At 63.2% G+C, this 25,972-nt stretch carries 15 protein-coding genes and 1 pseudogene; 6 read left to right on the top strand and 10 right to left on the bottom strand.

What is annotated here, in order from left to right:
• Positions 1-15: 15 nt before the first annotated feature.
• Complete coding sequence (locus tag F758_RS0116925) at positions 16-996, bottom strand: hypothetical protein (RefSeq protein ID WP_157450043.1); 981 nt, start codon at positions 994-996, stop codon at positions 16-18.
• A 2,016-nt stretch (positions 997-3,012) separates the two neighbouring features.
• On the opposite strand from F758_RS0116925, the gene F758_RS0116905 reads away from it, so the two are divergent.
• The 3 genes from F758_RS0116905 to F758_RS0116895 are packed head-to-tail and all read left to right on the top strand — an operon-like array spanning position 3,013 to position 5,876.
• Positions 3,013-3,909 (top strand): efflux RND transporter periplasmic adaptor subunit, encoded by an 897-nt coding sequence (locus F758_RS0116905; protein ID WP_024508970.1) that lies wholly within the window; start codon positions 3,013-3,015, stop codon positions 3,907-3,909.
• Between the two features lie 9 nt (positions 3,910-3,918).
• Positions 3,919-4,644 carry an ABC transporter ATP-binding protein gene (locus F758_RS0116900; RefSeq protein ID WP_024508969.1) on the top strand — a complete coding sequence of 242 codons (726 nt, stop codon included), beginning with the start codon at positions 3,919-3,921 and terminating at the stop codon, positions 4,642-4,644.
• The gene (locus F758_RS0116895; RefSeq protein WP_024508968.1) at positions 4,641-5,876 is read left to right on the top strand and encodes an ABC transporter permease; all 1,236 of its coding nucleotides are present in this window, start codon (positions 4,641-4,643) and stop codon (positions 5,874-5,876) included. The genes F758_RS0116900 and F758_RS0116895 overlap by 4 nt, the downstream gene beginning before the upstream one ends.
• Positions 5,877-5,915: 39 nt before the next feature.
• Here the strand turns inward: F758_RS0116895 and ftsZ are convergent, their stop codons facing one another.
• From ftsZ to F758_RS44105, 9 genes and pseudogenes are all read right to left on the bottom strand, one after another.
• Positions 5,916-7,172 (bottom strand): cell division protein FtsZ, encoded by a 1,257-nt coding sequence (gene ftsZ / locus F758_RS0116890; RefSeq protein ID WP_024508967.1) that lies wholly within the window; start codon positions 7,170-7,172, stop codon positions 5,916-5,918.
• Positions 7,173-7,336: 164 nt separating this feature from the next.
• A complete protein-coding gene (locus F758_RS44115) occupies positions 7,337-7,687 on the bottom strand; it encodes a hypothetical protein (RefSeq protein ID WP_051386920.1) in 351 nt (116 codons plus the stop codon).
• A gap of 153 nt (positions 7,688-7,840) precedes the next feature.
• Positions 7,841-20,101, bottom strand: coding sequence for a filamentous hemagglutinin family protein (locus tag F758_RS0116880; protein ID WP_084305462.1), 12,261 nt, complete (start codon positions 20,099-20,101; stop codon positions 7,841-7,843).
• A gap of 271 nt (positions 20,102-20,372) precedes the next feature.
• Positions 20,373-21,344: a FecR family protein gene (locus tag F758_RS0116875; protein ID WP_035722304.1), complete on the bottom strand. Its 972-nt coding sequence runs from the start codon at positions 21,342-21,344 to the stop codon at positions 20,373-20,375.
• 22 nt (positions 21,345-21,366) lie between these two features.
• Complete coding sequence (locus F758_RS0116870) at positions 21,367-21,894, bottom strand: RNA polymerase sigma factor (protein ID WP_245286513.1); 528 nt, start codon at positions 21,892-21,894, stop codon at positions 21,367-21,369.
• 20 nt (positions 21,895-21,914) lie between these two features.
• A complete protein-coding gene (locus F758_RS44110) occupies positions 21,915-22,604 on the bottom strand; it encodes an STN domain-containing protein (protein WP_024508963.1) in 690 nt (229 codons plus the stop codon).
• Positions 22,605-22,852: 248 nt separating this feature from the next.
• Positions 22,853-22,978: a hypothetical protein gene (locus tag F758_RS52795; RefSeq protein WP_283805864.1), complete on the bottom strand. Its 126-nt coding sequence runs from the start codon at positions 22,976-22,978 to the stop codon at positions 22,853-22,855.
• Positions 22,975-23,304 (bottom strand): annotated as a pseudogene (locus F758_RS0116860) (aspartate racemase/maleate isomerase family protein); the annotation flags it as partial. The gene F758_RS52795 and the pseudogene F758_RS0116860, both read right to left, overlap by 4 nt.
• Entirely contained in the window at positions 23,301-23,744 is a 444-nt protein-coding gene (locus tag F758_RS44105) for an amidohydrolase family protein (protein ID WP_024508961.1), read from the bottom strand. The gene F758_RS44105 and the pseudogene F758_RS0116860, both read right to left, overlap by 4 nt.
• Positions 23,745-23,984: 240 nt before the next feature.
• Between F758_RS44105 and F758_RS0116850 the strand changes: the two genes are divergently transcribed.
• From F758_RS0116850 to F758_RS46535, 3 genes are read left to right on the top strand one after another with little or no spacing between them, the layout of a single operon-like run.
• A complete protein-coding gene (locus tag F758_RS0116850) occupies positions 23,985-24,869 on the top strand; it encodes a class I SAM-dependent methyltransferase (RefSeq protein WP_035722252.1) in 885 nt (294 codons plus the stop codon).
• Positions 24,866-25,555 carry a glycosyltransferase family 2 protein gene (locus F758_RS0116845; RefSeq protein WP_024508959.1) on the top strand — a complete coding sequence of 230 codons (690 nt, stop codon included), beginning with the start codon at positions 24,866-24,868 and terminating at the stop codon, positions 25,553-25,555. The genes F758_RS0116850 and F758_RS0116845 overlap by 4 nt, the downstream gene beginning before the upstream one ends.
• On the top strand, positions 25,552-25,962 hold the full coding sequence (locus F758_RS46535; RefSeq protein WP_024508958.1) for a DUF2304 domain-containing protein: 411 nt from the start codon (positions 25,552-25,554) through the stop codon (positions 25,960-25,962). The genes F758_RS0116845 and F758_RS46535 overlap by 4 nt, the downstream gene beginning before the upstream one ends.
• The last annotated feature ends 10 nt before the right edge of the window (positions 25,963-25,972 follow it).

The following is a 25,972-nucleotide window of genomic DNA, read 5'->3' as shown; positions in this document are numbered from 1 at the left end:
AGTCAGGCAAGATAGTCAGGCAAGATTCAACGGCCGGGGCGCACCGAACACGGCGGTCTGCCGCTCCGTCCAGCCATTTGCAGCCGGCAGCCTGTCGGCGATGTCGAAACCGCGCAGCGTCTCGCATAAGCAAGGGGCTTTGCCGTCGCCGCACAGGCACTCGCCATCTCCCGCCGCGCCTAACTGCAGCTTCACCGATCCGCCGATCTGCGTCCCCTCTCCGCTGCCACTTTTCGTGGTCAAAGCCCAGCAGGTCCGCCCATTGCGCTGGGAGATGGAAAAGATCGGCTGATCCGACGACCGTCCAATACCGAACCGCGGAAACGAGACCGACAGCACCTTGCCATTCCTGTCGGACAAGCCGAATAGCGCCTCGTCCGCGGCATAGCGAACCGCGAGCTTGGGGCACAGGATCTTGTCTAACCCCCATATGACGCGCGCCGCCTCTTTGGTGAACTGCTGCGTCACGACAATCGCCAAGTAGTAGGTGAACAACTGCCTTGCGGGATCGCCGTTCGCGGTCACCGTCAACGCAACAACAAATTCCGGATAACAGCCAAAATCACTGTTGCGATAATCTACTCCGATAATCGTGAGCGGCGTCCTCCCGCCGCCGGCGTCGAACGCCGACACGAACTCGTTCGCCGTGCCCAATGCGCGGTTAGCCATCTCGGTCCTCACGAAATACATCGCCCACCCCTGCGAAGCGTCCAGAACCCGCGCCGGCATCGCGAAGGGTTTGCCGTCGACTTCGAAATGCTCGTGCTCGCCTTCAAGCCCCGCGTCCTCGGCCCCAATGTACGGCTCCAAATGCGCATGTGAGCGCCGCGTCAAATCCATCGCCGTCTTCTCGGCAACCGACGGCGCTATCGCCGCCAACTCGCTCAAGCAATTCACATAGCCGCTAGCCAAGCCTCGCAGCAACTGCGCTGGCGGCGCGGACGCCATCACGCCCTGGACGAAACGCTCGGCCTCGCGCCCAAAGCTGCGACTCACGATTGTCCACCATTGACCCCATGCCTCCGCGCCGAAACGAAACGCCGCCTCGCCCAAGGTCAACAGACCCTCACCGCTCGATCTCGGACGATGTCCTGAAGGAGGAGGAATAAGCGACATGCGGAAACTCCTGGCCAACTCCGATCGAGCGATCAGCTTGCGGCTAACGTGACGCGCCAATGGAAGATATCGCGACAAAGCCGCTGATGGAAAACGGGAGCGGCATCGAGGTGACCTCCCATATGGGACAAAGTGCTGGAGTAAACCTGAACGAGGGTCGCCACGTAATCAACTTTCGATTGATCAAGGACCTCAGTCGAAGACGTCCGAGATTAAACAGTAAAGATTTGCGCGGAACAATGCGCGTAGAGGAAAGAAAAAATGCCTTCGTATCGGCGGCTTATAGCCCTGGCGCGCTTAACGCTTGGTGCGCTCGGAGGGCGGTTGCATTTGCTGCGATTTCAATGGTTTAGAGAGGCGGCAATGGAATCAGGTGCCTTTTTCCGCCTAGGAGCGCATTTGTAGGCGCCCAAATCGGGCTCCTTCAGAACAAGTTTGGCACGAGCCGCTGAGAGCCCATTTAGTTCGGCTGTACAAAGCTCATGCCGTTTCAAGCGCCTGCACCCGGGACCTGTCTGATCCAGATCAAGTCACCATTTGGCCAGTACGACTTTGCGGTACAATGAGCGCGGCAAGCCAGGCGAGCGGGCTTCTCCGGGCGGCACTCTTCAGTGTCGTGATAAGTTGACGTCCGCGACATCATCCGCTCTTGAGGACTCTCAATTGTTGAAGCTGATACGGATCGAAATGGCAACGCTTCTGCAACGACAAGTGCGTCAGTCAGTGTCGGCCGACCGACGATGTCGTCGCTTGTCGATGTAGATGTCGGCTTCGCCATCTACTCCGGACGCATTGCCGTATTGCTGCGCGACCTTTCTGACTCCGAAGATCTGTGATGACGGCCGCGCCAGCCGATCATTTCGCTATTTGGTCAAAGGTCCGGCGGTGATCGCTCAACAGAGTCAGCCCGTCACCCGTTCCTGACTTTCTTGTCAGAAACTAACAAACAAATACATGCGTCGATAAACTTGCCTTCAGCGATGCGCTGGTTTGGTTTGAGCCAAATAATTTTGAGAAAATTTCACGTGCCGCCGGAACGTGGAGGGACGAATTGCATCTAAGGATAGCCAACGACGCGGGGCGGATGAGGTCAGCGTCAATGGAAAGGAGTCAATTCCAACGAAGAGAAATATCAAGGAGCAGCTGATGAGAGAGCTCGCAATCGCTTTGGCAACCAGTACGTCATTACTTGCATGGGGCTCAGTCGGGTACGCATCTGACCATCTATTTACGGCCGTAGGCGCCGGCGGTCTGACCACTTCTAGCCAGCCGTTTTTGAACGGGACAAATAATCCCGGGAGATCGGGCCTCATCGTTCCTGGTCAAGGGAGCCCGCTTTCAGGTGCAGATCATACGACACCCGCAGTGGAAGCCGATAACTTGCTCACACATCATTTCACACAGCCAAACATGAACGCAAATCCCGGCAACGGCGTCCTGAACACGCCACCGCCGGTCACCCAAGGCAAGACGGCGCCATCGAGCAACAGTCCGCATACGGCTGTTTTCGTGCCTTGACGGCTCAAAGCCGAGACAAGTGAACAGCGCCGCTTGGTAATGATTTGGCGGCGCGATCAAGAAGGCTATCAGCGCAACGCATCCGGGCTTGTTTTCCGGCGTTCGCGACAGCCGGCCTATGTGCTTCGGAATTCAAACGCGCGGCAAGGCCGCGCGTTTGTCCGGGTTTGAACATCGATCCCGGCGGAGCCCGGATCGACCACGTGCTAACCCCGTTGACGCGTTACGCACGTGAGTTACGGGAGGTTAGGCCCATTCGATTCGACACACAGCCCAGCATTTGTCGCAGACTCATCACACGCGCGTCTACTGGTGTCCTGGCGCTCGCTCTCGTGTATCCGCTGTGGGGGCCGGCAACGCCGGGACAGGAGCGCGGCGATGATCTTCGTTGCATCGCCGCTACGCGCGGCGACATTATATGAGGAGTCCAGGGCCGCCGTCGGAAGCGCAAAGGCTCACCAGAGCGAGGCGCTGCGTGATCTCCAGGTCAAGGCGACGTTAGCGAGAACCGGCGGCGTTTCCCTGCGCGACGCCGAGCACGCGCGGGCGAACGCAGAGGCTCTAGACGCGGAGCTGTCGGCTGCGAAAGCCCGCGAGCAAGTCAACGCGGCCGGAATTGCGCTCGCTCGTGCCTCCCTGGAGCGGGCTCGGCTCGACCTACAGCGAACCACGATCAGATCTCCTATTGATGGCGTAGTCATTCGGCGTAGCGTCGAGCTTGGCCAAACCGTCGCCGCTACCCTGCAGGCGCCTACGCTATTTACGATCGCGCGCGATCTGTCGGACATGCGCGTCAATGCTTCGGTCAGCGAGGCGGATATCGGCGCGGTAAGAACCGGACAGCGGGCCCTGTTCAGCGTCGACTCGCATCCGGGTCGTACATTCGAGGGCCGCGTGCTTGAGATACGCAAAGCTCCGCAAATGGTGCAGAACGTAGTAACCTACACCGTCATGATCTCGGCGCCCAACCCGGATGGGCTGCTGTTTCCTGGGATGACTGCAGATACGAGGATCGCGATTGAGGAGCGGCGGAACGTAGTTGTCGTCCCGAATGCAGCGCTGAATTTTCGCCCGAGAGGAGCCGACGCAGCAAAGCCCGAACCCGGTAAGGGAGTGGTCTGGGTGCGCAGATCGGCAGGTCATCTGGACCCTGCAACCGTTTCTTTGGGCGCGACGAGTGATTCGCTCACCCAGATCGTGTCCTCCGACATCAACGTCGGCGACCAAATTGCAGTCGGATATCAAAGCAAATCTCATGCGGTATTTGGCCAATAGGCTGCACAGATGAAACCGCTGGTCGTGCTCGATCGCATTTTCAAGGAGCATAGGCTGGGCGGCCAGGCCGTCCAGGCCCTCGCTCGGGTATCGATGGAGATTCATCGCGGAGAATTCGTCGCCGTGACAGGGCCGTCGGGGTCTGGAAAATCAACGTTGCTATCCATTCTTGGGTGCCTCGACCGTCCCTCGCGAGGCGACTATCTCCTCGACGGTGAAAAGATTCTCCAGCTTCCCCGGAGGCGTCTCGCTGAACTGCGAAACCGCCGCATCGGCTTCGTCTTTCAGAGCTTCAATCTGCTACCGGATTTGACAGCGCTCGAGAACGTTGGGCTGCCGCTATTCTACCGCCACGAGCGGCTGCGGAATGCCGCAGCGAGAGCCAGGATGGCGCTAGAGCAGGTTGGGCTTAGCGGGCGAACTGATCACTCGCCCGCGCAGCTTTCGGGCGGCGAGCAGCAGCGCGTCGCCATCGCGCGCGCCATCGTCAACGACCCCGATCTGCTTCTCGCCGACGAACCTACCGGCGCGCTGGACACGGCGACACGTGATATGATCCTCGCGCTCTTAGTCAAACTCAATCGCATCGGCCTGACCGTGCTGCTCGTAACCCACGACAGCGAAGTGGCCGCGCACGCGCAGCGGACTATCAGGCTACGAGACGGACAAATCGTCGGCGACTCGGGAATGGCCATCGGGCAACGCCATAGCATTTCCCTGGAGGCGGTCCGATGAGGTCATTGAGCTACATCCTTTTCGCCGTCCGCTCGCTGCGGGCTCACCTGATGCGTTCCATGCTGGCGGTTATCGGCATCATCATCGGGATCGCTGCCGTGTCGGTCGTGGTTGCGCTGGCGGAGGGTGCGCGCGCGGAAGTATCCAGACAGATCGCATCGCTTGGATCAAACCTGCTGCTTGTGCAGCCCGGCGCCCAGGTTACCCAGGGTGTCCGCCGGCCCGCCGGGAGCAGCCTTTCACTCACTGCGGGCGACGCTGTTGCCGTCGCGCGCGAGGTCCCGGAGGTAGTGATCGCCGCGCCATTCGTGGGCGACCAAGAGACCGTCATCTCCGGAGACACCAACTGGTCAACTCTCCTGGCCGGAGTAACGCCCAACTTTTTCGATGCGCGCGGCTGGACGCCGGCGGAAGGGCAGTTGTTCCGTACCGAGCAGGTTGCCTCAGCCGCAAAGGTGGCCGTCATCGGCAGGACTCTTGCACGTGAACTATTCCACGGCGGCGAAGCATTGGGCCAATTCGTCCGCATCGGACGAACCTCTTATGCCGTGATTGGAGTGCTCGCAGAGAAGGGGCAAGACTTTACCGGTCGTGACCAGGATGATGTCATGTTCATTCCACTGTCGTCCGCGAAGAAATTCACCATCGGCCGCGCACAGGCCAACCCGGATGCTGTCCACACGATCCTGGTGAAAACCGAGTCGGCCGACACGATGGGCGAAGCAGGATCCTGGATTAGCCGGGTTCTACGACAACGCCATAAGATTGCGGAAGGCAAGCCTGATGATTTTCGCGTTCAAAACCTGGTCCAAATCGCCCACACACGAGACAAGACTTATCGCCAATTCACATTACTCGTTTCCGCGCTCGCGGGAATTTCGCTCCTTGTGGGCGGCATCGGGGTCATGAACATCATGCTCATTGCCGTCTCCGAACGAACAAATGAAATCGGGGTTCGACTTGTTGTAGGTGCGTGCCCAGCAGATATCCGCAGACAATTCCTCTTGGAGGCAATCCTGCTATGCGGCATTGGCGGCCTGCTCGGTCTTGCAACGGGGTACGTCGGCGCGCGGGTCATCCCATTGGCGCTTGGTTGGCCGGTTGAGTTCAACGAGGCGATGGCGGTGATCGCGCTCGCGTGCTCGACCCTTATCGGTATCGCTTTCGGCTTCCTGCCCGCCGAGCGGGCTGCACGATTGGAGCCCTCGGTCGCGCTGAGGCACAGCGGATAGCGGCTGGCAAGCAGATCAGCCTTTCGCGATGTCGAAGGCTCAGTTAGCTCTGCAGCCCAAAAAAGCCGGGATATCGATAATGGCTTGCTCGATTGAATTGCGTACAGCGGAGGAGCGACCGTACGGATCGCGGCCCCGTGGAGCCGCATGGCCCGCATATTCCGAAGTCAGCTTTGTCGGCGGCCCTTGGGGGTGGTGGCCCACTGGGCGGAGCGCCGGACTGGTCAATTGCGTTGATTGTGGCCGCGGCGCACTACTCTCGGCGATGCCACCGTCATTGCGCAACCTGCGGGCGAGTTCAGCGAGTGACCCTGCTGGTTGCGTCTGGCGCGTCGCGCCAAGATTATCGATGCCGGTTGCCACCACCGAGACGCGGACGATACCTTCCAGGCTTTCATCGAAAGTGGCGCCGACGATGACATTGGCGTCCTCATCGACCTGTTCGCGAATGCGGGTCGCGGCTTCGTCGACCTCGAACAACATGAGATCCTTGCCGCCGGTGATGGAGATTATGAGACCACTGGCGCGCTTGATCGAGGGGTCCTCGATCAATGGATTGGAAATGGCGCCCACAGCGGCATCGAGCACGCGCTTCGCGCCGGCAGCCTCGCCCCTGCCCATCATGGCTTTGCCCTTCTCGCGCATTACGGTGAGAATGTCGGCAAAATCGAGATTGATCAGACCTTGCTTGACTATAAGGTCGCTAATGCAGGCCACACCCGAATAAAGCACTTGATCAGCCAGAGCGAAGGCATTGGCGAAAGTGGTCTTCTCGTTCGCCACCCGGAACAGGTTCTGGTTTGGGATGACCAGCAGGGTATCCACCTCCTTGAGCAGTTCCGCGATGCCAGCTTCGGCAAAGCGCATGCGGCGCTGGCCCTCGAAGTGGAATGGCTTGGTGACTACTCCGATGGTGAGGATGCCAAGCTGACGCGCAGTTTTGGCTATAACAGGCGCTGCCCCGGTGCCGGTACCGCCGCCCATGCCGGCAGTGACAAACACCATGTGTGCGCCGGTCAAATGATCCTGGATCGTATCAATTGCTTCTTCGGCTGCGGCGCGCCCCACTTCGGGCTGCGCGCCGGCGCCCAGACCTCGGGTTACGTGGGCGCCCATCTGGATAATGCGCTCGGCTCTCGAACTGGCGAGCGCCTGTGCGTCGGTATTAGCGACGATAAATTCGACGCCTTGCAGCCCGGATGCGATCATGTTGTTGACGGCATTGCCGCCGGCACCGCCGACCCCAAACACGGCAATGCGCGCCTTCATCTCGCAAATATCGGCAATGTTGGCCATTTCTGCCTCTCGATTTCTCTGGCGAGCAGGGAACCAGATACGGACGACTATTTACCCGCCTTGCGGTCTGCTGCCACTGTTTCCACGGCTAGATGGGCGAGTCGGCGTGCAGCTTGTCCGTGACCATCAACCGAGGCACCTCGGCCAACGGTCAGCAGAGGAACTTAAAGCTGCGCCGCAGCCTCCTTGGCCGCCGTGGTCTCCGCAGTCGCCTGCAGCAGCTCAACCATGAGCCGATCGGCGCGCTCACGCTCGAAATCGGCCCGGTGACCGGCTGTCGTTGCTTCGAGTCGCGCGGTCTCCGCCTGCAATGCCACGATCTTTGCCGCCAGAACGACGTTGCCTGGTGGTCGTGGCGTATGCCGTATCTCTGCGAGATCGACGCTCACCGAGGATTTGCCATCGTTCGAAAGTGCGCGCCTTAACCGGAGCCGCCTGGCAAGCGAACGAGCAGCCTGCGGCGAGAATGTCAGGGGCGCGCCAAGTACGTCATAGATCGGTGTTTCAACCTGCATCGGCTGTTCTCCTGGAACGAACCGGGCTGTCTCCTAACCGGAAAGTAACCGCAGGCTAGGCCGCGATGGTTAAGGGATCGTTAACAGTGAGCACGAATCCCCCACTTGAGCGGACCGCCGCCGAGCATATTTCCAAGAGGCACCAATCAATGGCTACTGGACCAGACGTTTCCGCTCCTCCGAAGTGAGCTGATCGATCGCATCTTGGTCGAGAGAGCCTGCGCCGATGACCTGGACCGGGCTGTCCGGATTTTGCGAGCGGCGTTGATTTGGATCGCGATCGCGACGGTCCTGCTCGTCCGATGGGTTCGCACCTCCGCCGCCATAGCCTAGCACCTCGACGATGATGACCGAGGGCTGGCCGTTGTTGTTCGGCTGTGTCGGCGCGGCGGCCTGCTGGGTCGCCGCGGTGGTGTTGGCGGAGAGTGAAAGCTGGCCGGTCGGCGCCGCTACGGTCGGAAGGCCGGCTGCGGTGCCCTGCACCTGGATGTTGGCGGCGTTGACGATCTGCAGCGCCGCGAGGTTGATGTTGCCTGATACGCGGATGCCGGCTTCGCCCGCGTCGATGGTGCCGAGCGGGGCGATCAGGTCGACATCGCTCGGCGGCGTGCCCGGGATGGTCGCGAGCGCGGCAATGCCGGCGCCGCTCGCCGGTGTGGCCGGCGATTGGCTGATGTTGCCGTAGTTATCATAATTCAAGAGCGGCGGCGTGAAGATCGTGGTCGTCTTCGAGCCGCGGCCGGCGTTGATGTCGCCGGTGGCCGACCAGGCGAGAATGTTGCCGCCGAAGGTCGTCATGATGCGGCTCTGGCCAAGCAGAATGCTGCCCAGCGAATAGATGTCGATGTCGCTGTTGCGTCCCTGCGTGATCAGGCCGGCGCCGGCGCCCGGCGTCACGCCTTCCACGCCGACGATGGTCTGCCCGCCCGGATCGAGGATCTGGATGGCGCCGCCGAACTGGGTGTGGATACCGGCATCAGCAAGATACGTATTGCCCAAGGCATCCTTCGTGAAACCGCTAATCATCGTAAGACCACCGGCGTAGGTGATCGGGTTGCCATGCGCATCCTGATCCGGGAACAGCGTCGCGATCGCCTCGCGGCCGCGCAGATAGCTCCTGAAACGCGGGCTGCTGGCGTCGTTGTACTCGCGGCCACCGAGGGTGAGCTCCTCATAGAAGATCTGGCGCACGAACACACCCTGCTGCTCGCTTGGCAAAGCGAGGAAATAGGCGAGTGCACCCGCCGGGCTGCCGGTGTAGCCGAAGCGCTGCTGCAACCACGTCAACAGCTCCTGGTCATAAGTCTTCACCACCTTGCCGCTGCCGGCGAGCGGGGTGCCGTCACCCGGAAGCTGATTGGCCGGATCGAAATAGAGCCTGGCGAAATCGGCATAGTCCGGACCCTTGGCGCCGACTCCGGTCAGCACCGTGATGCCGGCGCCGCCCGCGTCGTTGGCAGGATTGACCACATCGCCCACGCTGGTCAGCGAGCCGTAATAGCCCTGGTAAAGATTGCGCCCGGCCTGCACCTGAAGAAGCCCCGGACCGAGGATGTCGACCGACTGGTAGATGATGTCGCGACCGGCTTGCATCAGCGAAATGCCGTTGGGACTGGTGTTCAGGAATACGTCCCGCACCCCACCCGTGCCAATGATATCGCGCCCGGCGATGACCTCGAACGGCTTGGCCGCGAGATACCAGGTGCTGTGGGCAGGCGTGAAGCCCAGGGCGAAGCTGGAAGTCTCCGTGACCTTTTGGCCAAGTGTGAGATCGTCGATGTCGACGCCGGCGTAGACCAGCGCAGGCTGGGCGTCCCCTTGATGCAGATTGGAGACCGGCATGTCCTCGCCGAAGGCAATCGGGTTGAAATTATTGTTGCGGAAGGCCGCATCCGGCGCGGCGTTCGATCCCGACGATACACCGCCGGTTGAGAACACCGGATGGAACGGCGTCGCCAGCGTGCTCATATCCGCGCCCGACATCGCCACCACCTGGCCCGACCCATAGATCGAGCCGGCCGCGAGCAATTCGAGCTGGCCTGAGGGCGACGGGATCATCTCGAGAGGCAGGCCCGTCGAAGCCGCGCCGGGTTCGCCGAAACGGATATCGCCATTGGCGGCGGCCACGATCAGCGTGCCCGGATAAAAGCCGTTCGCATTCTGTATATTATTCGAGGTGCTCCCGGTCAGCGGCGCCACGTCGCCGCCCGCGGCGTAGAGGCCGATCGCGGTGGCCGGCGTCCACAGGGTGAAATTGGTATTGCCGCCACTGACCGCAACGGTCCCATTGGCCTGCGTATAGGGGCCGCCATTCACGTTGACCGAGGCCGCCATCCCGGCATCGCTCGCGCCGCCGAGCACGAGGTCACCGCGCGTGGCGATGTCGACCGTGCCGTCGCCCGGCGTGAAGGTCGGGCCCGGCGTGGCGATCGAACGCTTGATGGTATTGACATCGAGCGTGCGCGGATCGACCGAGGTCCAGGATGCGCTTCTGAAATCCTGTGCCAGCGCGCCGATCGACCCGGCATTGACGGTGATATCTCCGCGCAGATCGGTGACCGAGCCAAAATAATCGGAAGCCAAGTTCGACCCACTCAGGGGGTTCATGGAATTGAGGGTGCCCCCGACGCTGAGCGTCAGATCGCCGCCGCCGGTCTCCAGCAGCGTCCCGTCCGGCAACATCCGCCCGGTCGAGGCCACCGCGAGATCGAGCCCGGTCGAGGTAGTTGTGTTGCCGCCATTGGTCGCGCCAGCATTGCGGCCGGCGATCACCGTCAAATTGCCGCCGCCAAGGGTGCCGATGCCCTGGAAGCCGACCAGCGAATAGCCGGACGCGGACGAGGAAGTCTTGGCCCAGCCGCCGAAATTGATCCACCACGCCGTCGGATCCGGCGACGAGCCGCCACCGCCCTGGCTTCCGAACCAGTTGCCGATCCGGTCGGAATCCACCCAGCGGATGGAATTGTCGGCCATCTGGATATAGCCTGTGACATCCTGCTGCGCTGAGAGCAGCAGGTCGCCGCCATGCTCCGGATACCAAGCGTACGCCGCGCCGCCGCTCGTCTTTCCGATCAGATCGTAGGAATTGCTGCCATCAGAAGACAGGATCGGCGCCGATTGCGTTCCGGCCGTGTAAACGCCGTAGGGCGTGGCTTCGCCGAAGCTGCCGCCGGCGAGCAATTCGAGGCTGCCGGTGCCGGTGCGAAGTACGCTGAAGGAGCTGCCGTTCAGCGATGCGTTGTAAGCTGAAGCATTGAGCGTCAGATTGCCTTGACCGTTGAGCGCCTGCGTCGTCCGAAGCACGCGCTGATCGGCGGCCGCGAGATCAGCGCCTGCAGCCACACGGATCGAGGCCGAGAGCGAACCGGCCGGCAGCATGGACGCGGCCGGCGAGGTCGCGGCGGCCGATGGAATTGCGGGCCTCGTCACAATGGCGACGGTGGGCATGTTGGACGCTTCGAATGCGAACCCGTAGCTGTTGCTGGCGCTCAGGATCGTGCCCGCCGGAATCGTGTCTCCGGGATTGTAAGAATGATTGTTGCTGTCGACGAGATTGTTCCAATATTGAAACGTCCACCAATTATAGAAAGCATCATTCGGAATGGTCCAATCATTCACGACATAGACGTCCGTATTCTGATCCATCCAATAGGTGTAACCGTTCCTTGTATTTTGTTGGAAATACGAGGAGTTCGTGACGTCAAAGATCGTATAGGTAGCCGGCGCTGCCGGCGCGGACTTGAACCCGTCGGAAATGCTTCCCTGGATGGTCACGTTGCCGCCTGCGCGGATGACGAGGGCCATTGGCTCGCCGGCACCGTAGGTCGCCGACATCGGCTGGCGATCCGCGCTCGGTCCGTAGCGATATCCCGCGAGATCAATGTCGCCCGAAGTCGAAAGGTCGCCGCTCGAGGTAATCTCGACGCCCGGCCGCAGGTGGAAGGCGGAGCCGTAAGCGGTGAGGCCCGCGAGCTTGCCCGGCAGACCTGCCTGCTGACCTGCAGCACCGAGCGCCGCGTTGATGAAGGCCGTGCTCGCGGTGTCGTAGCCGTCGAGCGTCGCCTGGCTGATGGTGCTGCCATCAGGCAGGTCGTAGGTCCAGAACGCATTGAGCGCGATGCTGTTCGCTCCCCTGATCGTGAGCGAGCCCGTGGCGTTGATCGCGATGTTGCCCGATGTCTCGCCGGTGCGTGGGGCGTTCAGCACGACGTCGCCATAGTTGACGATTTGCTTGCCTGACGCATGATCGACGTTTTTCGGGTCGATCACGCGCAGGTCCATGGTCGCGCCGGAGTCCAGCTGCAGCACACCCTGCACCGTCGTCAGTTCGACATGTCCACGATTCTCAGCCTCGATCGGCTGGCCGTAATAGTCGACCTGCAGCACCGTGCCGTGAGCGTCGAGCACGGCGGTTGGATCCAGGATCAGGTCGTTGAGGGCGGACAGCCGGATCGTGCCCGGGGCTGGGCCCGACGCCTCGATGGTGCCGTTGACGTCAAGCGAGCCGCCGTCCACGGAGACGGTGACGCTGTGCGCCCTGACGCCATCGCCAATGGTTAGATTGCCAGTCTTGATATCGAAGCTGCGCGCATCGAAGAAGCCGCCCTGGTTCAATGTCACATTGAGCCCGGCAAAATCGGCAAGCGTGCCGGCGGTGACGCTGAAGTCGCCGCTGGTGTTGCTGCCGGTCGCGCTGCCCACGAGGCTGCCGCCGACCGCGACGTTGCCCTTGCCCGCGCCGATGGTGATCGAGCCGGCATTGGCATTGATCGCGGAGACGTTGATCACCGAGCCTGCGGCTTGCGTGAACCCGCCCTGCGCGCTGTTGAAGATCGCCGTGCCGCCGAAGCCGTAGACGGTCGCCTTCTGGATCCTCGAGGGCCGGCCGGAGAGGTCGACGCGGCTGGTGCCGCCAAGGGTGATGTCGTTGGTCGCATTCACCACCAGCTTGCCGCTCGGCAGCAGGATGGTGCTGGCGATGGCGACGCTGTCGCCAGTCAGATCGATCTCGGCGCCGGCGATCGTGGAGGTCGCCGTGCTCGGCGCGGACCCCGCGGGCACAGTGAGGCTGAGCGCGCCGCCGGCCGTGTAAGCCATGATCGACTTCTGCACCCCGGTCAGGAGCGGCGCCGACAGCGTCAGGTTGCCGCCGCTGCCGCTTTGGCCGAATATTGCGCCGGCCGCGGTGCTTGGCGCCTGGTAGACATAGAGCGAACTATTGCCGGCGGAGACGATCTGCGCGTTTGCGGTCAGGTTGACATTGCCGAAGCCGTAGATGACGCGGCTGGGCGTGGTGGTGTCCAAAGAGACAAACTTGCCGAAGTCGATTTCGCTCGCGACGAGATCGAGCGTGCCTGTGCCCGTGCCGAGCCCACCGGCCGCAAGCGCGGGCGGCGTCGCGCCGGCAATGCCATTCCAGGTGATCTTGCCGGCGGCAATGGTCGCGGTATCGCCTGCTGTCCCGTAGCCATAGATCGCCGGCGTGTTCAGCACGAGATCGATGCCGGTGCCGGTGGCATCGAGGCCGGTCGTTCCGAACAGGTTGATGGAGCTCGCAGCACTCAGCGTGATCTTCTGCAGCGCGGGCGCGGCATGGGTGGGATCGCCGTTGACCAGCGTGTCGAACAGAGCCTGATTGAACAGGAAGCCGGTCGGCGCGCCCGCCGCGGCAATCGTGCCGCCGTCGCCGATATTGATGCTGCCGACCGCGAGCGTGATGTTGCGCGAGCCGAAATGCGCGGATGGATCGATGCTCGACGCACCGTTGGTGGCGAAGGCCAGCGTGCCCTCGGAATAGAGCTGTGAGCCGGCCCCGATGGTGATTGTGCCGGAGCCGCCGTTCGAACCGAGAAAATCCAGGTTGCCGTTGGACAGCGCCAGCACCGTGGTGCCGAAGCTGGTGGTGTAGCCCATGCCGAGAGAAGTCGAATCGAACGGCGCAGGCCCCTGGCCGATGGTGCTGAGCGTGACGTTGTTGCCGATCGTGATGTTACCGCCCACCAGGAACAGCTCGCCGGCAGTCAGCGTCACACCGTCGCGGAGGAAAAGATCGCTCCCGCCCTGAAAGGTCACCACGCCGTTGACGATGCCATCGCGGCCGTTGATCATCAGCCGCGGGGCATCGATCGCATCGAGATCGGCTGCGCGGACCGACACGCCGGTAAAGCCCGACGTCGGGGCATCGACGTAGATCTCACCGACACCCTGGGCGACCAACTGGCCGGCAAACCCGCCTTGGCCGGCTCCGAACAGCGCCGTCCCGTCAAACGACAGCGCGCCGGTCGGCTGCGACGTGGAGGTGGACGGGATCTCGAACTTCACAACCAGCGTCTTGCCGTCCGCGGGCAGCAGCGGCCGCGCGCCGCCGAACTGTGTCGCAGAGGCGATCATGAAATCGCTGTAGCTCTCTTCGTTGTATTGCGAGTATTTGCGCACGGCCGTGCCGGGCGTGATCAGCACAATGGACGGCAGCGCGCTTTTGATGCCGGTGTTGGCGATCCCGGTATAAGCCGCAGTTGCGTAGGTGCCGTTGCCGATGGGTCCGGTGCCCATCTGCATTCTGCTGGTCGCGCCAAGTTCAACGCGATAGGCCCCGGGCAGCAGCGCGTAGTTCGACGGCAGCAGCGTATAGGTGCTGGCCGGCAGGCCCGGCACGCCGGCGGGAATGGTGATCTGTTGCCCGATGGCCGGATCGCCGGCGCCATTTTCCGGCGCGACGGGCGCATAAGCAGAGGCATAGCCCGGAACGATGGCGTAGACCTTGTCGGTTGCCTTGCTGACGGGCGTCGTCGGATTGGCGTTGGCGAGCGGCGTATTGAGTACATTGACCGAGCCGCCGCGACCCGAGATGAAGCCCGCGCCGGCTAAATTTCCTCCACCCGACAGGTCGAGCGTGGCGCCGCCCTGAACGTTGATCGATTGCCCATCCAGCATGATGCCGGAGACCGGCCAGCCGTCCGAGGTCAGGTTGGTCAGTCCCGTTGGACGAACACTCGACCCGTTGTAGCTGTAGGTCACGCCATCGATGGTGCCGCCATAGGGTATGATCATACCCGCCATCGAAACCGATGTCAGGCTGCCCGGCAGCACGTCGAGCCGTTGCGTCGGAATGCGATTGTCGAAAGGATTGTTGTTGCCGAGCACGACGGTGCCGAATGGCGCGCGAACGATGCCGCCCTGCTCGACAACAGGCGCGGCCAGCGTGAGGCTGCCGAACACGGACAGCGGTGCATCCGGGATGGTGTCGGTGCTGCGGCCGATGGTCAGCGTGGGCGGCTGGTCAGACTGCGCAGCCGTAAAATTGTTCTGCCCGGCGGTGACGATCGCGACAACGCCCGTGGCCGGATAGAGTTGGGCGGCGATCAGGTCGAGATTCCAGTCGGTCGAGAGCCTCGTCGTCTGCCCCGCGCCGGTGGCGAGGAAACGGATGTCGCCCTTGCTCACGAACCTGATGTCGGCAAAGCCGGGGGCATACATGCTGTTCGGCGCGGATGCCGAGAACAGGATCAGCCCCTGAATGTCGATCTGGTTGGCATCGGCCTCGAAGGTTGCCGCGGTCGGGATCACCGCCGCCGAAGGATTGTGAATGCTGCCGCTGTTGGTGCCATCAGGAACAGTCGCCAGCGGTTCGCGCAGGAGGATATAGGGTGCAGACAGCAGCACGTTGCCGGTCGGGACCGGTGCGGAAGGATCGGGCGTGCCCGGTACGGCCGGCCCCGACGTGAATGCAGCAGCCGTGAGCGCAATGCTTTGGCCAAGCGTGAGCGACACGTTGCCCGAGAACTGGATGTAGTCGCCCGAGCTCAGCGACAGCCTGCCGAAGCCGCCGGCCTTGACCATATCGGCGCTGACCGTGGCCTGGCCGAAGACCAGCGACGATGCGTCGGTCCCCGGGGCGATATCGGCCGGTAGTGAGGAGTCCGGTCGCGCCTGCGCCACGGTCATCACACTGGGAACGAGAACGTTCGCCGGCACGATGTTGTTGGGAAAGCTCTGCGTGATGAACGATGGCGTGATCAGCGAGATCGAGAGGCCGCCGCCCGCCGCGCCAAGTCCGCCGGCGGCAGCGTGCATGCTGCCGTCAAGATAGAGGCCGCTCGACGAGCTAAGTGCGATGGAGCCGCCATTGCTGGCAAGCGTCAGCGCGGTACCCGACGCAGTCGGCGACGTTCCGGCAGCCGAGTTGACCGTAATGCTGGCGCCGTCGGCGTCGAGTTCGGCGCCCGGGCGGAGGATCACGAAGGCCGCTCCGCCGCTGAGACCGATGCTGCCGCCATCGGTGACCATCCCATAGGCCCGGCCCATGATGTCGGAGGCCGTGTGGGTCTCGCCGGAAACGTCGACCTTGGCATTCGCGCCGATCCACACCGACAGGCCACGGCCGTTGCCCGCCGAATCAAAGTTGCGCAGTGCGTCCGTGCTGTTGTCGGTTTCGTTGACCAGGCTGATGTTGCCGCCGCGCGCGGTCAGACGGCCGTCGATCGTGATCTGGCCAACGGCATCGAGCTTGATGCCCTGTCCTGGATCGACGCTGATCGAGCCGCCGTCGGCCACCACGATCGCGCCGCCGCCGACGACCGCGCCGCCCGCGTCCCTGACCACGGAACGCAGCGTCACGCTGGCGCCGGCGCGCTGCGTCAGTGTGGCGGTGATCGGATTTTCCGTGAATAGCGGCGGCAGCCAGAGCGACATCGCGGACGCCGGATCGCTGCCGGACCGCGCGGCATAGCTGTTCGCCGTGAACTGATAGACCGGCATGGTCGGCGCGATGCTGGCGCCGGAGGCCACCACCAGGCCCAAGCCGGCGTTGATGTCGTAGCTGGAAAAGCCCGCGCTGAAGAACGAGGGACCGAGGCCCGGCGCCGGCGTCACGGCAACGGTCTGCGTCAGGACAGTGCCCGCCGGCATCACAGCGCCAGCGGCGTATGTCATCGGCCTGGCCTGCACCGACCCGGCCGCGTAGGTGACAGTGTAGGGGTAGACCGGAATGCCGCTCGGGAAGACATTGGAAGGAATGACGGCTCCCGCCGGAATGTGGCCCGTGCCGCTCCAGGCGGTGATGACGGTGCCCGCCGGGATCACGCTGCCCGGCCCCCAGAATTGCGTCTGGCCATTACTGTCCCGGCTCTGGAGGGCGTCCATGCCCTGCGGCACGGTCCAATCCGCACCGGTTGGCGCGGTCGGCACGGCGGCTATCGTGACGTCGACCGGGGTGGGCACGTCGTAGACCAGCGTTGTATGCGGCTCGATTAATGCAAAGGGCAACGGCTGCCCCGCCGGGATCGTGAGTGGCTGGGCCAGTCGCAGCGCGACTGGCGCCGTCGTGCCGGCGGCCAATGTGCCTCCAGCGAACGACGCACTATCACCAATGACGACGGCTCCGGGCGCGACCAGGTTACCAGGCGAGGACAGCGTGAGCGTGCCGCCGCCGTTGACGCCGTAGGCGCGGATCGTGCTCCCCAACGTCAGAGTTGCGCCCGCTGTAACGGCACCGCTGAAGGGATCGGCCGCGATGAGGGTGACGTTGCCGCCCTTGCCGCCTTGGGTCTTGCCGTTGGCGAGGATGGCGCCGCCCGAGGAGACATCGATGGTGCTGCCGCCGGTGAGCGTCAGGTCCCCCGTGGAATCGAAGGTGACGTCGCCGCCGTTGAGGAAGCCAAGACTCGACTGGCTATCAGGATCAGTCAGCGCGTTGACCCACAAGCCGCGCGCGTCGATGGTGGCGCCGGCCTCGAGCGTCAGTTCGGCCCCGCCGGCCGGTGTCGCGAGCAACACGGTGCTGTTGTTCGCGCCCTTGAGAATGTTGCCGACGCTGACGCTGCCTGAGCGTGCGGTGATATCGGCGGCGATATCGACGACGGGTGCCGTGAGCTTGATCTGCGCGCCCGGCGCAAATTGCAGCGGCGCATTGACCGAGATCTTGTTGCTGGTGTTGATGTTGAGGCCGCCGAGGCCGAAACCGTCGAGCGTCGGCGCATCGAACCAGGCGGTGTTGACGCGATCGGCCGGAAGCGCGCTGGTGGGATCAAGGCCCGCGGTAACCGGCGCGACATCATCAAACTTCACGTCAGTCGCATAAGCATTGGCAAGGCCATAGCCGTTGTACTGGCCGAGCGCGAGCGTGCCCGGCAGCGGGCCGGTGTTCTGCGTCAGCTTGTAGCCGTCGGTGACGCCGGAGGGTCGCGCATTGATCTGCTGCTGACCACTAATGACGTTGGCGACGATCGTGCCCTCGAACAGCGCAGTCGGGGTTGACAGATTGAGGCTGCCGGCATCGCGTCCGACGATGTAGCTGTCCTGCCAGACCGCGTTTCTGTTGCCGAGCGGGCTGAGATAGACCTCGGTCAAGGCCTTGTCCAGCTTGCCGTCGACGTAGTGCAGAACGGTGAAACCGTTGGCCACCGCGCTATAGGTCAGGTCGGATGGCGCATTGTTGATGTTGTAGATGTGGCCGTCGCTGCCGAGCAGCATCGTCTGTTGCAGATAGCCGCCCTGGTACTGCACCGAGCCGCCGGAGATGTTGAAGGTCGAGCCGGTCTGCGCCACCACCTGCGGGGCCGACAGCGTGATGCTGCCGCCGACCGCGGTCCACTCGCCGATCTTGTGGCCAGTATTGTTGAGATAGCCGGACACTTCGAGCAGGCCGCCGCCGGTGTAGTAGCGATCGCTGGCGTAGCCGCCGGTGCCAGCCGGCACCAGGGTGAGATCGCGGGCGTCGACCCAGACGTTGGCGTTGAGCAGCGTGCCGGTATCGCGGTTCGCCGGGGAATCGCGCAGCTCGTTGCCCTGGATGTTGACCGAGATGTCGTTCGCCGACATCGGCAGCACCACGCCCTGCGAGCCCGAAACGTCGATCGTCGCCCCGCTCTCGGCGAACACGCGCTGGCCCGCGTAAACCGCGACCTGGCCGCCTTGCGCCATCGTCTGCGAGCCGCTCTGGAAATCAACGAGACCGCCGGTGACGATCTCGATGCGCGAGAGATCCTTGCGGTCGGCAAGCATGGACAGATTGTCGAACTGGCCCACCGCTTGAGCGTTCGGTCCCGATGCGGCGATCAGCCCGTCGCGCTGCGAGTTCAGCGCCGTGGCATTCGGATCAAGACCCGGCAGCAGAGCCGCAACATCGGCCGTTTCCGGTAAGACAGCGGAAAGGCTGTTGCCGGTCAGTGTCACGCTGCCGGTCGCATCCGAAGCCGAGTTGAGGAGATGGATGGTACCGCGCTGGTTGACGGACGTGGTCGAGAGCAGCAGGCCGTCCTGCGCAATCGCGTGGCCGGCCAGCGTGATATCGCCCTGCCGGGCAAAGACGACGCCGCTGTTGTCGACGACGCCGCTCAGGCTGCCGGCATGATTGACCGGCGCGATCTCGTTGCCGCGCGTGGTCGAGTACTGATTGGAGCCGGTGGTGCTATAGCCCTGGCGCAAAATGAAGTCGTCGCCGGCGGCGAACTGCGCCTGCCCCATCGGCGTGACGACGACGCCAGCGTTGTCGACTTCGCTGCCCATCAGCAGCACGAAGCCGCCGCCGGAGGTCACCGACGAAGGCGTGGCGGTCGAGATCTGCGCGCCCGGTTCGACGATGACCTTGCCGGTGGCGCCGGTGAAGCTGGGCGCGTAGGTGCTCCCGGTCTGGGCGGAATAGATGCCCTTGCTCAGAAACTGCTGGTTGGCAATGTCGGCGGTCGACGCGATCAACGAGCCGACATTGATCTGGCTCGCGCCGCCGAGGATGATGCCGTTCTGGTTGATGACGAGCACCTGGCCCTGCGCATTGATGTTGCCGAGGATCTGGCTCGGGCCGAGATTGCCGGTGACGCGGTTCAGCGCGGTCCAGGTGCTGGCCTGCTGGTTGAAATTGACCGTGGTGTGCGCGCCGACATTGAACGTCGTCCAGCTCAGGATCGCCTGCGGCGCGGTCTGCTGGATGTTGACGTTGGTCTGGCCGCCGCTCGTGCTCTGGGTCGGCGCGTTGGCGCCGCTCCAGGTCGCATTCGGTGCGACTTGGAGGCCGGCCGGCATCAAGCCGTTCGGCACCACGACCTGCGGCAGCGTCCGCGAGGCGCCGCTGGCCTGCGCCGCGCTGCGGGCGGCGGCCTGCACCGCCTGCATTGATTGGAGCGCGCGCGTCAAACTGTTCTGGGTGCGCGTGGCCGCCGCGGCCGCCTGCTGTGCTGCTGCGCTCGCCGCATCGCTCGCGATCTGCGGCGCCGACGTCGCTCCCGTGTAGAAGCCGAGTGGCCGCGCCAGCGCACCGTTGCTGCTGGTCAGCACCAGCGCCATCAGGCTCGTGCCGGCCAGCCACGCCCTGCGGGTCGCCGAGCCATGCCTCGGCGGCCAAAGCGGCAAAGCGCGCGAGCGGTCACGGCGCGAGTGATGGGCGCGGCGGGCGCGAACACTTTTGTCACGAGGGGACATCGAATTTCCTCTTGAAACTTGGAGCGTCGAGTTAGCGGCGGGCGACGGCGTTGGCTGGCGCACCCATCGCGGACTTGAGGTGTTGGGCGCACGCAATTCGAATGTGCGGACAGTGGAGCAGTCCGCAGCCGCCCGCCGCAAGCCAGTTCACAAAAGCACCCATATGCGTCCCTCGTTATCGCCCCTTAAGACCGCTCGGGGCGCGAGGGACTGAACCAGCGTCACAAAAAATTCACGGAAATTAACGACTGGCGGAATTCGCGCGCAGCTTTCAGGAAAGAATGAGCACGCCGCCGGGAAGCGACGTGACCCGCGGGCCATAGGCTTCGCGCACCAGGGCGATCAGGTCGTCCAGGTGGTCGAGCGAAATCCGGGCTTCGACGCGACGCTTCCCCAGCGCCTCGTTCATCAGAACGATGCGCCCGGACCGATATCGGTTGACCTCCTCGATGACCTCGGACAGGGGCGTTCCCCGAAACACGAGGTGCCCTTCGCGCCAAGCCATGACGACGGTCGGATCGATAATCCTCTCGGAGCCGAACCCGCCGTCCGCATAGGAGATCTGTCGTCCCTCGCCGAGCGAAACCGATTGCCCGGAATAGTCGATCCCGACCGAGCCACGATGGCAGGTCACCGTTGTTCGCAAGCCGTCGCAACGAACGTCGAATTGAGCATCGCTGCCGTGTATCAGGCCTCCTGCGGAGCTAACGATCAGCGGCTGCGAAAGCTTCTGCGCGACCGTGATCGCGGCTTCTCCCGAGAGGAGTTCAACGCGCGGCTCATCGCCCTGGTGACGGATATTAAGGCTGGTGCGGGTATTCAGATCAATGGAGACGCCGTTTTCAATGGCGATCCGCTGTCGTTCGCCAGTCTCGGTGCGGTAGTCGGCAGCAAGTTCATAAGCAGACGGCCATAAGTTCAAAGGCGGCCGCATCGCCAAATAACCGGCCGCAACAATGGACGCGGCCATGCTCCCACCGAGGAATGCACGCCGTCCCAGCGCTGGCATGCCAGCGCTTTTCGCTTGGGCAAGAGCCCCGGATTTCACCATTGCCCGCGCGACCGGGCCGAGCCCCTCCCACAGCAGGTTCGCCTCGGCGAAAGCCTCCGCATGCGCAGAACTGCGGCCGCACCAGCGCCTCAACGCATCCGCATCGGCCGGCGTCGCGCGGCCCGACGTCAGCCGGAGCAGCCACTCCTGTGCTTCGCGCTCGAGCGTCTCGCGTCCGGGCTCCTCGGTCATGGTCGGGTCGCCTTCGTGCATCCTAATCCTTAGACGGTTTCCGGGCTCCGGGACCGAACCTGCGGATCACCTTTCTGTTCAGGCGCTGCGAACAATGTTGCAACGCAAAGAGGAGCTCCTTTTCGACCATCCGCGGCGAAATGCCGAAACGGTGCGCGATATCATCATGTTTCATTTCTCTGACGCGGGCGAGCAGGAAGATCTCCTTGCGACGCGGTGTCAGTTCATTCAACGCATCTTCCAGCGAGGCCATGTCCGCCCGCGCTTCTGCGATACGCTCAGGATCGAGCACGTCATCCACCATATGGCGCAGGGCCGCGATCTCTGCGTCGGTCAGCTTGCGGTTTTCCGCCTGCTTGCGATCAGCCGCAACGTTGAGCGCCATGCGAAACAGATAGGCTCGGGGACGCTCGACCAGTCCAACATCGCCGATACGGTCGATCCGAAGCCAGGTTTCATGCAGCACTTCCATTGCGAAGGTATTGGAGCCGAAGCGCCGACGCAAACGCGCCAGGAAATTCTGATAGCCGGACTCCAGTATCCGGCGCATGCGAGTCCTGGTTGCCTCTGTCATGGATGCAGAGGGGACTTGCCTGTACAGCTCCGGCTCGCCGCCTTCTGCTGCAATATCACGGTGAACGGCTGCGGCAATTCCCGCGGCGGCACCGCGACGCTGGCATTTGTCAGAACAGCCGTAATGGCGAGATCGCGCGCCTCATCGCCTGTCGAGCCCAGCAGATGTAATGCTTCAACGGCGCCGCGATCTCCGATCCATATCTGAAAAGCGGCGCGGTACGGCCCCGGACGGATCTCGTCGTTACGGCAGAGGGTCCACTCAAGCGCTCCCTGCAATTGCGAGAAGTAGATGTCGTATTCGACGCGATGCGCATTTGCCGGCTGCGCCATCTGGCTGGTCTCCTGCGACGCGCGGCCTAGCGTGAACGCATTATCACCTGAATAATGAATCGAGAACCCTGTCCCGGCCAAAATAATGCGCAACGCGTCCGACGGTGACAATCGCCCGTTGACCGGAGATGATTGCAATCCGCTGACGAGTTGTTCGTCCACCAATGCGGTCATGCCGCTTCTGTCCGCAAAACTGATGAGAGCGCTCGCCAGAGGCTGGGCCGGAATGTCGAAGCTGATCTTCCCACCCTGCGCACATCCCGCACGCAGGGCCAGCAGGGAGCAAAGAAGGACAATCAGGCCACGGCACGGCAGACAGGTCCAGATCGATCCGGCAATTGCCGCCTTCGACATGGATGCGAGCCGTCCTCATTTTCACAGAACTGTCACGATAACACCGCGGAACCTTAGATAGTCCCTATGACACGCGGATGTCAGATGCGCCGTGTCGGCGCGGTCGCGTGGAGGTGATCGCGCAGCGGTCCTCCGGAGGCGGCGTTTGACGAGAGGGACTCGCCCCCTCTACCTGACCCTTTGCTTATCCGAATCAGTTCAGACGGAGCTAGCGTGGGTCTGTCCAATCCATCATTGTGGCAGGTCGATCAGGCGACCTCGTCGCCCTGCGCGGCCGGTGTATCAACGCCGGGGTCGTCATCGCGCAGAGCTCGAGACGGATCAATGTCCCGTGGAATGTCGTGCAGCAGCGTGTGTCCTTGCGCCAGGCTCATGCGTGGACGCTCGCGGTGCGACGCGCCATGGCCTGATCGTCGAACGCGCCCGACAGTAGCGCGCCTGCACCGGGCACCCTGGTGCTGAGGTTCAAGGCCTTGAGCATGGCGTAGGTCGTGGCGACCGCCGCCGTGATCACGGACTTTCCGGTCCGCGCCTCGACCTCGGCGATCGACGGTAACGACGGCATTTGCACGCATGCCGACAAGACAACGGCATCTGCGTCCTTCACGTTCATTGCTTCGACGATCCCGGGGAGCTTCGCCGGATCATGACGTCCGACCTGGATGTTGTCAGGGATTTCGAGCGCCCGGGAGTCGGTCACCACCGAGCATCGCCGGGATTTCGGTCTCCTTCGTAGTATTCGAGCTCGGCACGATCTGACCGATACGAAAGACTCCCTGCATTGTCGTATCTCCGAGGGATAATCAGCCTTGTTTCAGGATGCGTTCCGCATTTCGTGAGCAGACCCGCTCCCGGGGTGTCATCCGACAGTGGAGCGCTTTCGATGAAATCGGCCGCAACCGCCGTCGACTCGTACGGACAGTCGACGGAGAACATGACGGCGTCGTTGCCCATTTCCGCGAGCGCGCAGGCAAGCGCCGCTGGAGAGCAGACCCCTGACGTGGTGATGACGATGTTGCGCCCGAAATACTCGGACGGCTGCGGCGCCAGTTTCACGTCGTGCGAATAGACAGCGAAGCGGCTGTCGAATCGCCACCGCAACATCGGCAGCCCCTCAGCAACGGAGCAAGGCTGCACCATCTGAATTCTTCTGAACGTGAGCCGCTGGGCGGATCAGGCGACCCGACGCATGGCTGTTGCTTGCTCGCACCCTCGGATGACCACCGCCTCACCATGCAACCGGCGAGAGTGTGGAGCATCCTCTATTTCGCAGCTGCCAAGCAGCCTGCGACACGGTGGCCGCTCGCCGAGCGGAACAGTTGGGCACCGGAGGCGTTTTTTCGCACTGAAAGAACGCCATTGGGCGGGACGCATGTGCAGATGCGCAACGACCGACCTCCGGTTACGCTTAACTGTCCCGCATGCAGTCGGGCGACGCCGCATCGGCTTCTTTACGTCAAGAACGGCTGCGACATCCTCCAATGTCGTGACTGCAGACTGGGGCGCACCGAGGCATCGAGGTTCGATCCCCTCGCCTATTATGACGAGGGCTACTTTTCCGGCCATCGGTCCGACGGCTACGCCGACTATCGCGGCGCCGAACCCGTGCTACGGCGCGAATTCGGCCGCATGGTCAACTTCATCCAGCGCCGCAAGCAAGGCTGCCTGCTCGAGATCGGTTGCGCCTACGGATTCTTTCTAGATGAAGCGCGCCGCGCCGGATTTGAGGTGAGCGGCATCGAGCCGGCGGAGGCGGCTGCTGCGCATGCTGGCGATCTCGGCTTGAACGTCGTTTGCGGTGTGGTGAGCGAAGCGACTCTCAAGTCGCTTGGCACGGCGGACGTCATCGTCCTCCTCGACGTCATCGAGCATCTGCCCGACCCGCGGGAAGCCCTTGCGCTGCTTGCCGACCATCTCCGACCGGACGGAATCATCGTGCTGACGACCGGAGACTTCGGTTCCTTGGCGGCGCGGTCGACAGGCGCGCACTGGCGCTTGATGACGCCTCCGCAGCACCTCTGGTTCTTCAACCGCGACAGCATCGCGCTTCTCGCCCGTTCGGTCGGCCTTTGCGTCGAGAGTTCCGATCACCCCTGGAAATTCGTGCCGTTCTCGCTGATCGCCTTCCAGGTCGGTCGCATGCTCGGCCGCAAGATCGCGGCCAGCCCGACCGGCAACCGGTTCGCCATTCCGGTGAACCTGTTCGACGCGATGCGCGTGGTCTTGAGCAAGGCGCCCCCAAATCCGGATACGAGCCTCCCATGACCGGCCGGATTCGCAATCCCTGGGTTGTTGTCGCGGCGTACAATGAAGCGCCGGTGGTCCGTGCCGTCGTATCCGGCATTCGCCGTGCCGGATATGCGGTCGTCGTGGTCGATGACGGCTCCGGCGACCGCACCGGCGACATCGCGCAGCTCGCAGGTGCAGTCGTCATCCGGCATCCGATCAATCTCGGACAGGGCGCTGCGCTGCAGACCGGCATCGACTACGCCCTCGCGCAGCGTGCGGATGCGCTCGTCACGTTCGACGCCGACGGCCAGCATTGCCCCGCGGCGATCGCGGCGCTGCTCGCGGCGATCGAGCAGCCCGGCATCGATTTCGCGCTCGGCAGCCGCTTTCTCACTGGCGCGACCGCAAACCTGCCGATGTCGCGCCGGATCTTGCTCAGCGCCGCGCTCTGGTTCACGCGCGCGAGCACCGGACTGCCGGTCACAGATACCCACAATGGCCTACGGGCGATGACCGCCCGCGGCGCCCGCGCGATCTCCTTGCGACAGAACCGAATGGCGCACGCGTCCGAGCTCCTGCACCAGATCGCGCAGAGCCGCCTGCGCTTTGTCGAGGTGCCGGTTAACATCGAATATAGCGCCTATTCGCTGGGCAAGGGTCAACGCATCAGCGATGCGCTGACCATCCTGATCGATCTGTTTGCGCGGAGGCTCTACCGATGATCGCACAGTTGTTGCTGACTGCCCTTCTGACGTTGGTTCTAGTCTACGCCTGGTCGGCGCATCGGACGGTGCCGATCATCGGCCTGCTCGCGAGCGGCGCTGCGCTCGCCGGCCTCTACTTCGTCTGGGTGCAGGAGCACGCTACAGCACTTGCGGCCCTCGTCGGAATCGGCCGCGGCTCCGACCTCGTCGTTTATATCTGGGTCGTTATCAGCCTGCTCATCGTGCTCAACTTGCATCTCAAGCTGCGGCTCCAACTCGACATGATCACGCGCCTGGCGCGCGCCGTGGCGATCGATCGCGCCAATGAAAGCCGGCGTGAGGCAGGCGCCCCGCGAAGACGTCGTCCGGTCCCGTTGAACCGAAAGGCCGAGGCGCTCCCGACCGAATTGCAGGCGAAGAAGTAGATGAGATTGC

It is taken from the genome of Bradyrhizobium sp. ARR65, from assembly GCF_000472385.1.
In the GTDB taxonomy this organism is placed as follows: domain Bacteria; phylum Pseudomonadota; class Alphaproteobacteria; order Rhizobiales; family Xanthobacteraceae; genus Bradyrhizobium.
The sequence above is the reverse complement of the archived record's forward strand: the minus strand, read 5'-3'. Positions and strand labels throughout refer to the sequence as shown.

Coding starts and splice junctions, on each gene's coding strand:
- F758_RS46535 (WP_024508958.1), top strand. CDS start 25,552: ATGATCGCACAGTTGTTGCTGACTGCCCTTCTGACGTTGGTTCTAGTC.
- F758_RS0116880 (WP_084305462.1), bottom strand. CDS start 20,101: ATGTCCCCTCGTGACAAAAGTGTTCGCGCCCGCCGCGCCCATCACTCG.
- F758_RS0116905 (WP_024508970.1), top strand. CDS start 3,013: ATGATCTTCGTTGCATCGCCGCTACGCGCGGCGACATTATATGAGGAG.
- F758_RS44105 (WP_024508961.1), bottom strand. CDS start 23,744: ATGGTGCAGCCTTGCTCCGTTGCTGAGGGGCTGCCGATGTTGCGGTGG.
- F758_RS0116900 (WP_024508969.1), top strand. CDS start 3,919: ATGAAACCGCTGGTCGTGCTCGATCGCATTTTCAAGGAGCATAGGCTG.
- F758_RS0116850 (WP_035722252.1), top strand. CDS start 23,985: ATGCGCAACGACCGACCTCCGGTTACGCTTAACTGTCCCGCATGCAGT.
- F758_RS0116870 (WP_245286513.1), bottom strand. CDS start 21,894: ATGCGCCGGATACTGGAGTCCGGCTATCAGAATTTCCTGGCGCGTTTG.
- F758_RS44110 (WP_024508963.1), bottom strand. CDS start 22,604: ATGTCGAAGGCGGCAATTGCCGGATCGATCTGGACCTGTCTGCCGTGC.
- F758_RS0116845 (WP_024508959.1), top strand. CDS start 24,866: ATGACCGGCCGGATTCGCAATCCCTGGGTTGTTGTCGCGGCGTACAAT.
- ftsZ (WP_024508967.1), bottom strand. CDS start 7,172: ATGGCCAACATTGCCGATATTTGCGAGATGAAGGCGCGCATTGCCGTG.
- F758_RS52795 (WP_283805864.1), bottom strand. CDS start 22,978: ATGAGCCTGGCGCAAGGACACACGCTGCTGCACGACATTCCACGGGAC.
- F758_RS0116895 (WP_024508968.1), top strand. CDS start 4,641: ATGAGGTCATTGAGCTACATCCTTTTCGCCGTCCGCTCGCTGCGGGCT.
- F758_RS44115 (WP_051386920.1), bottom strand. CDS start 7,687: ATGCAGGTTGAAACACCGATCTATGACGTACTTGGCGCGCCCCTGACA.
- F758_RS0116875 (WP_035722304.1), bottom strand. CDS start 21,344: ATGACCGAGGAGCCCGGACGCGAGACGCTCGAGCGCGAAGCACAGGAG.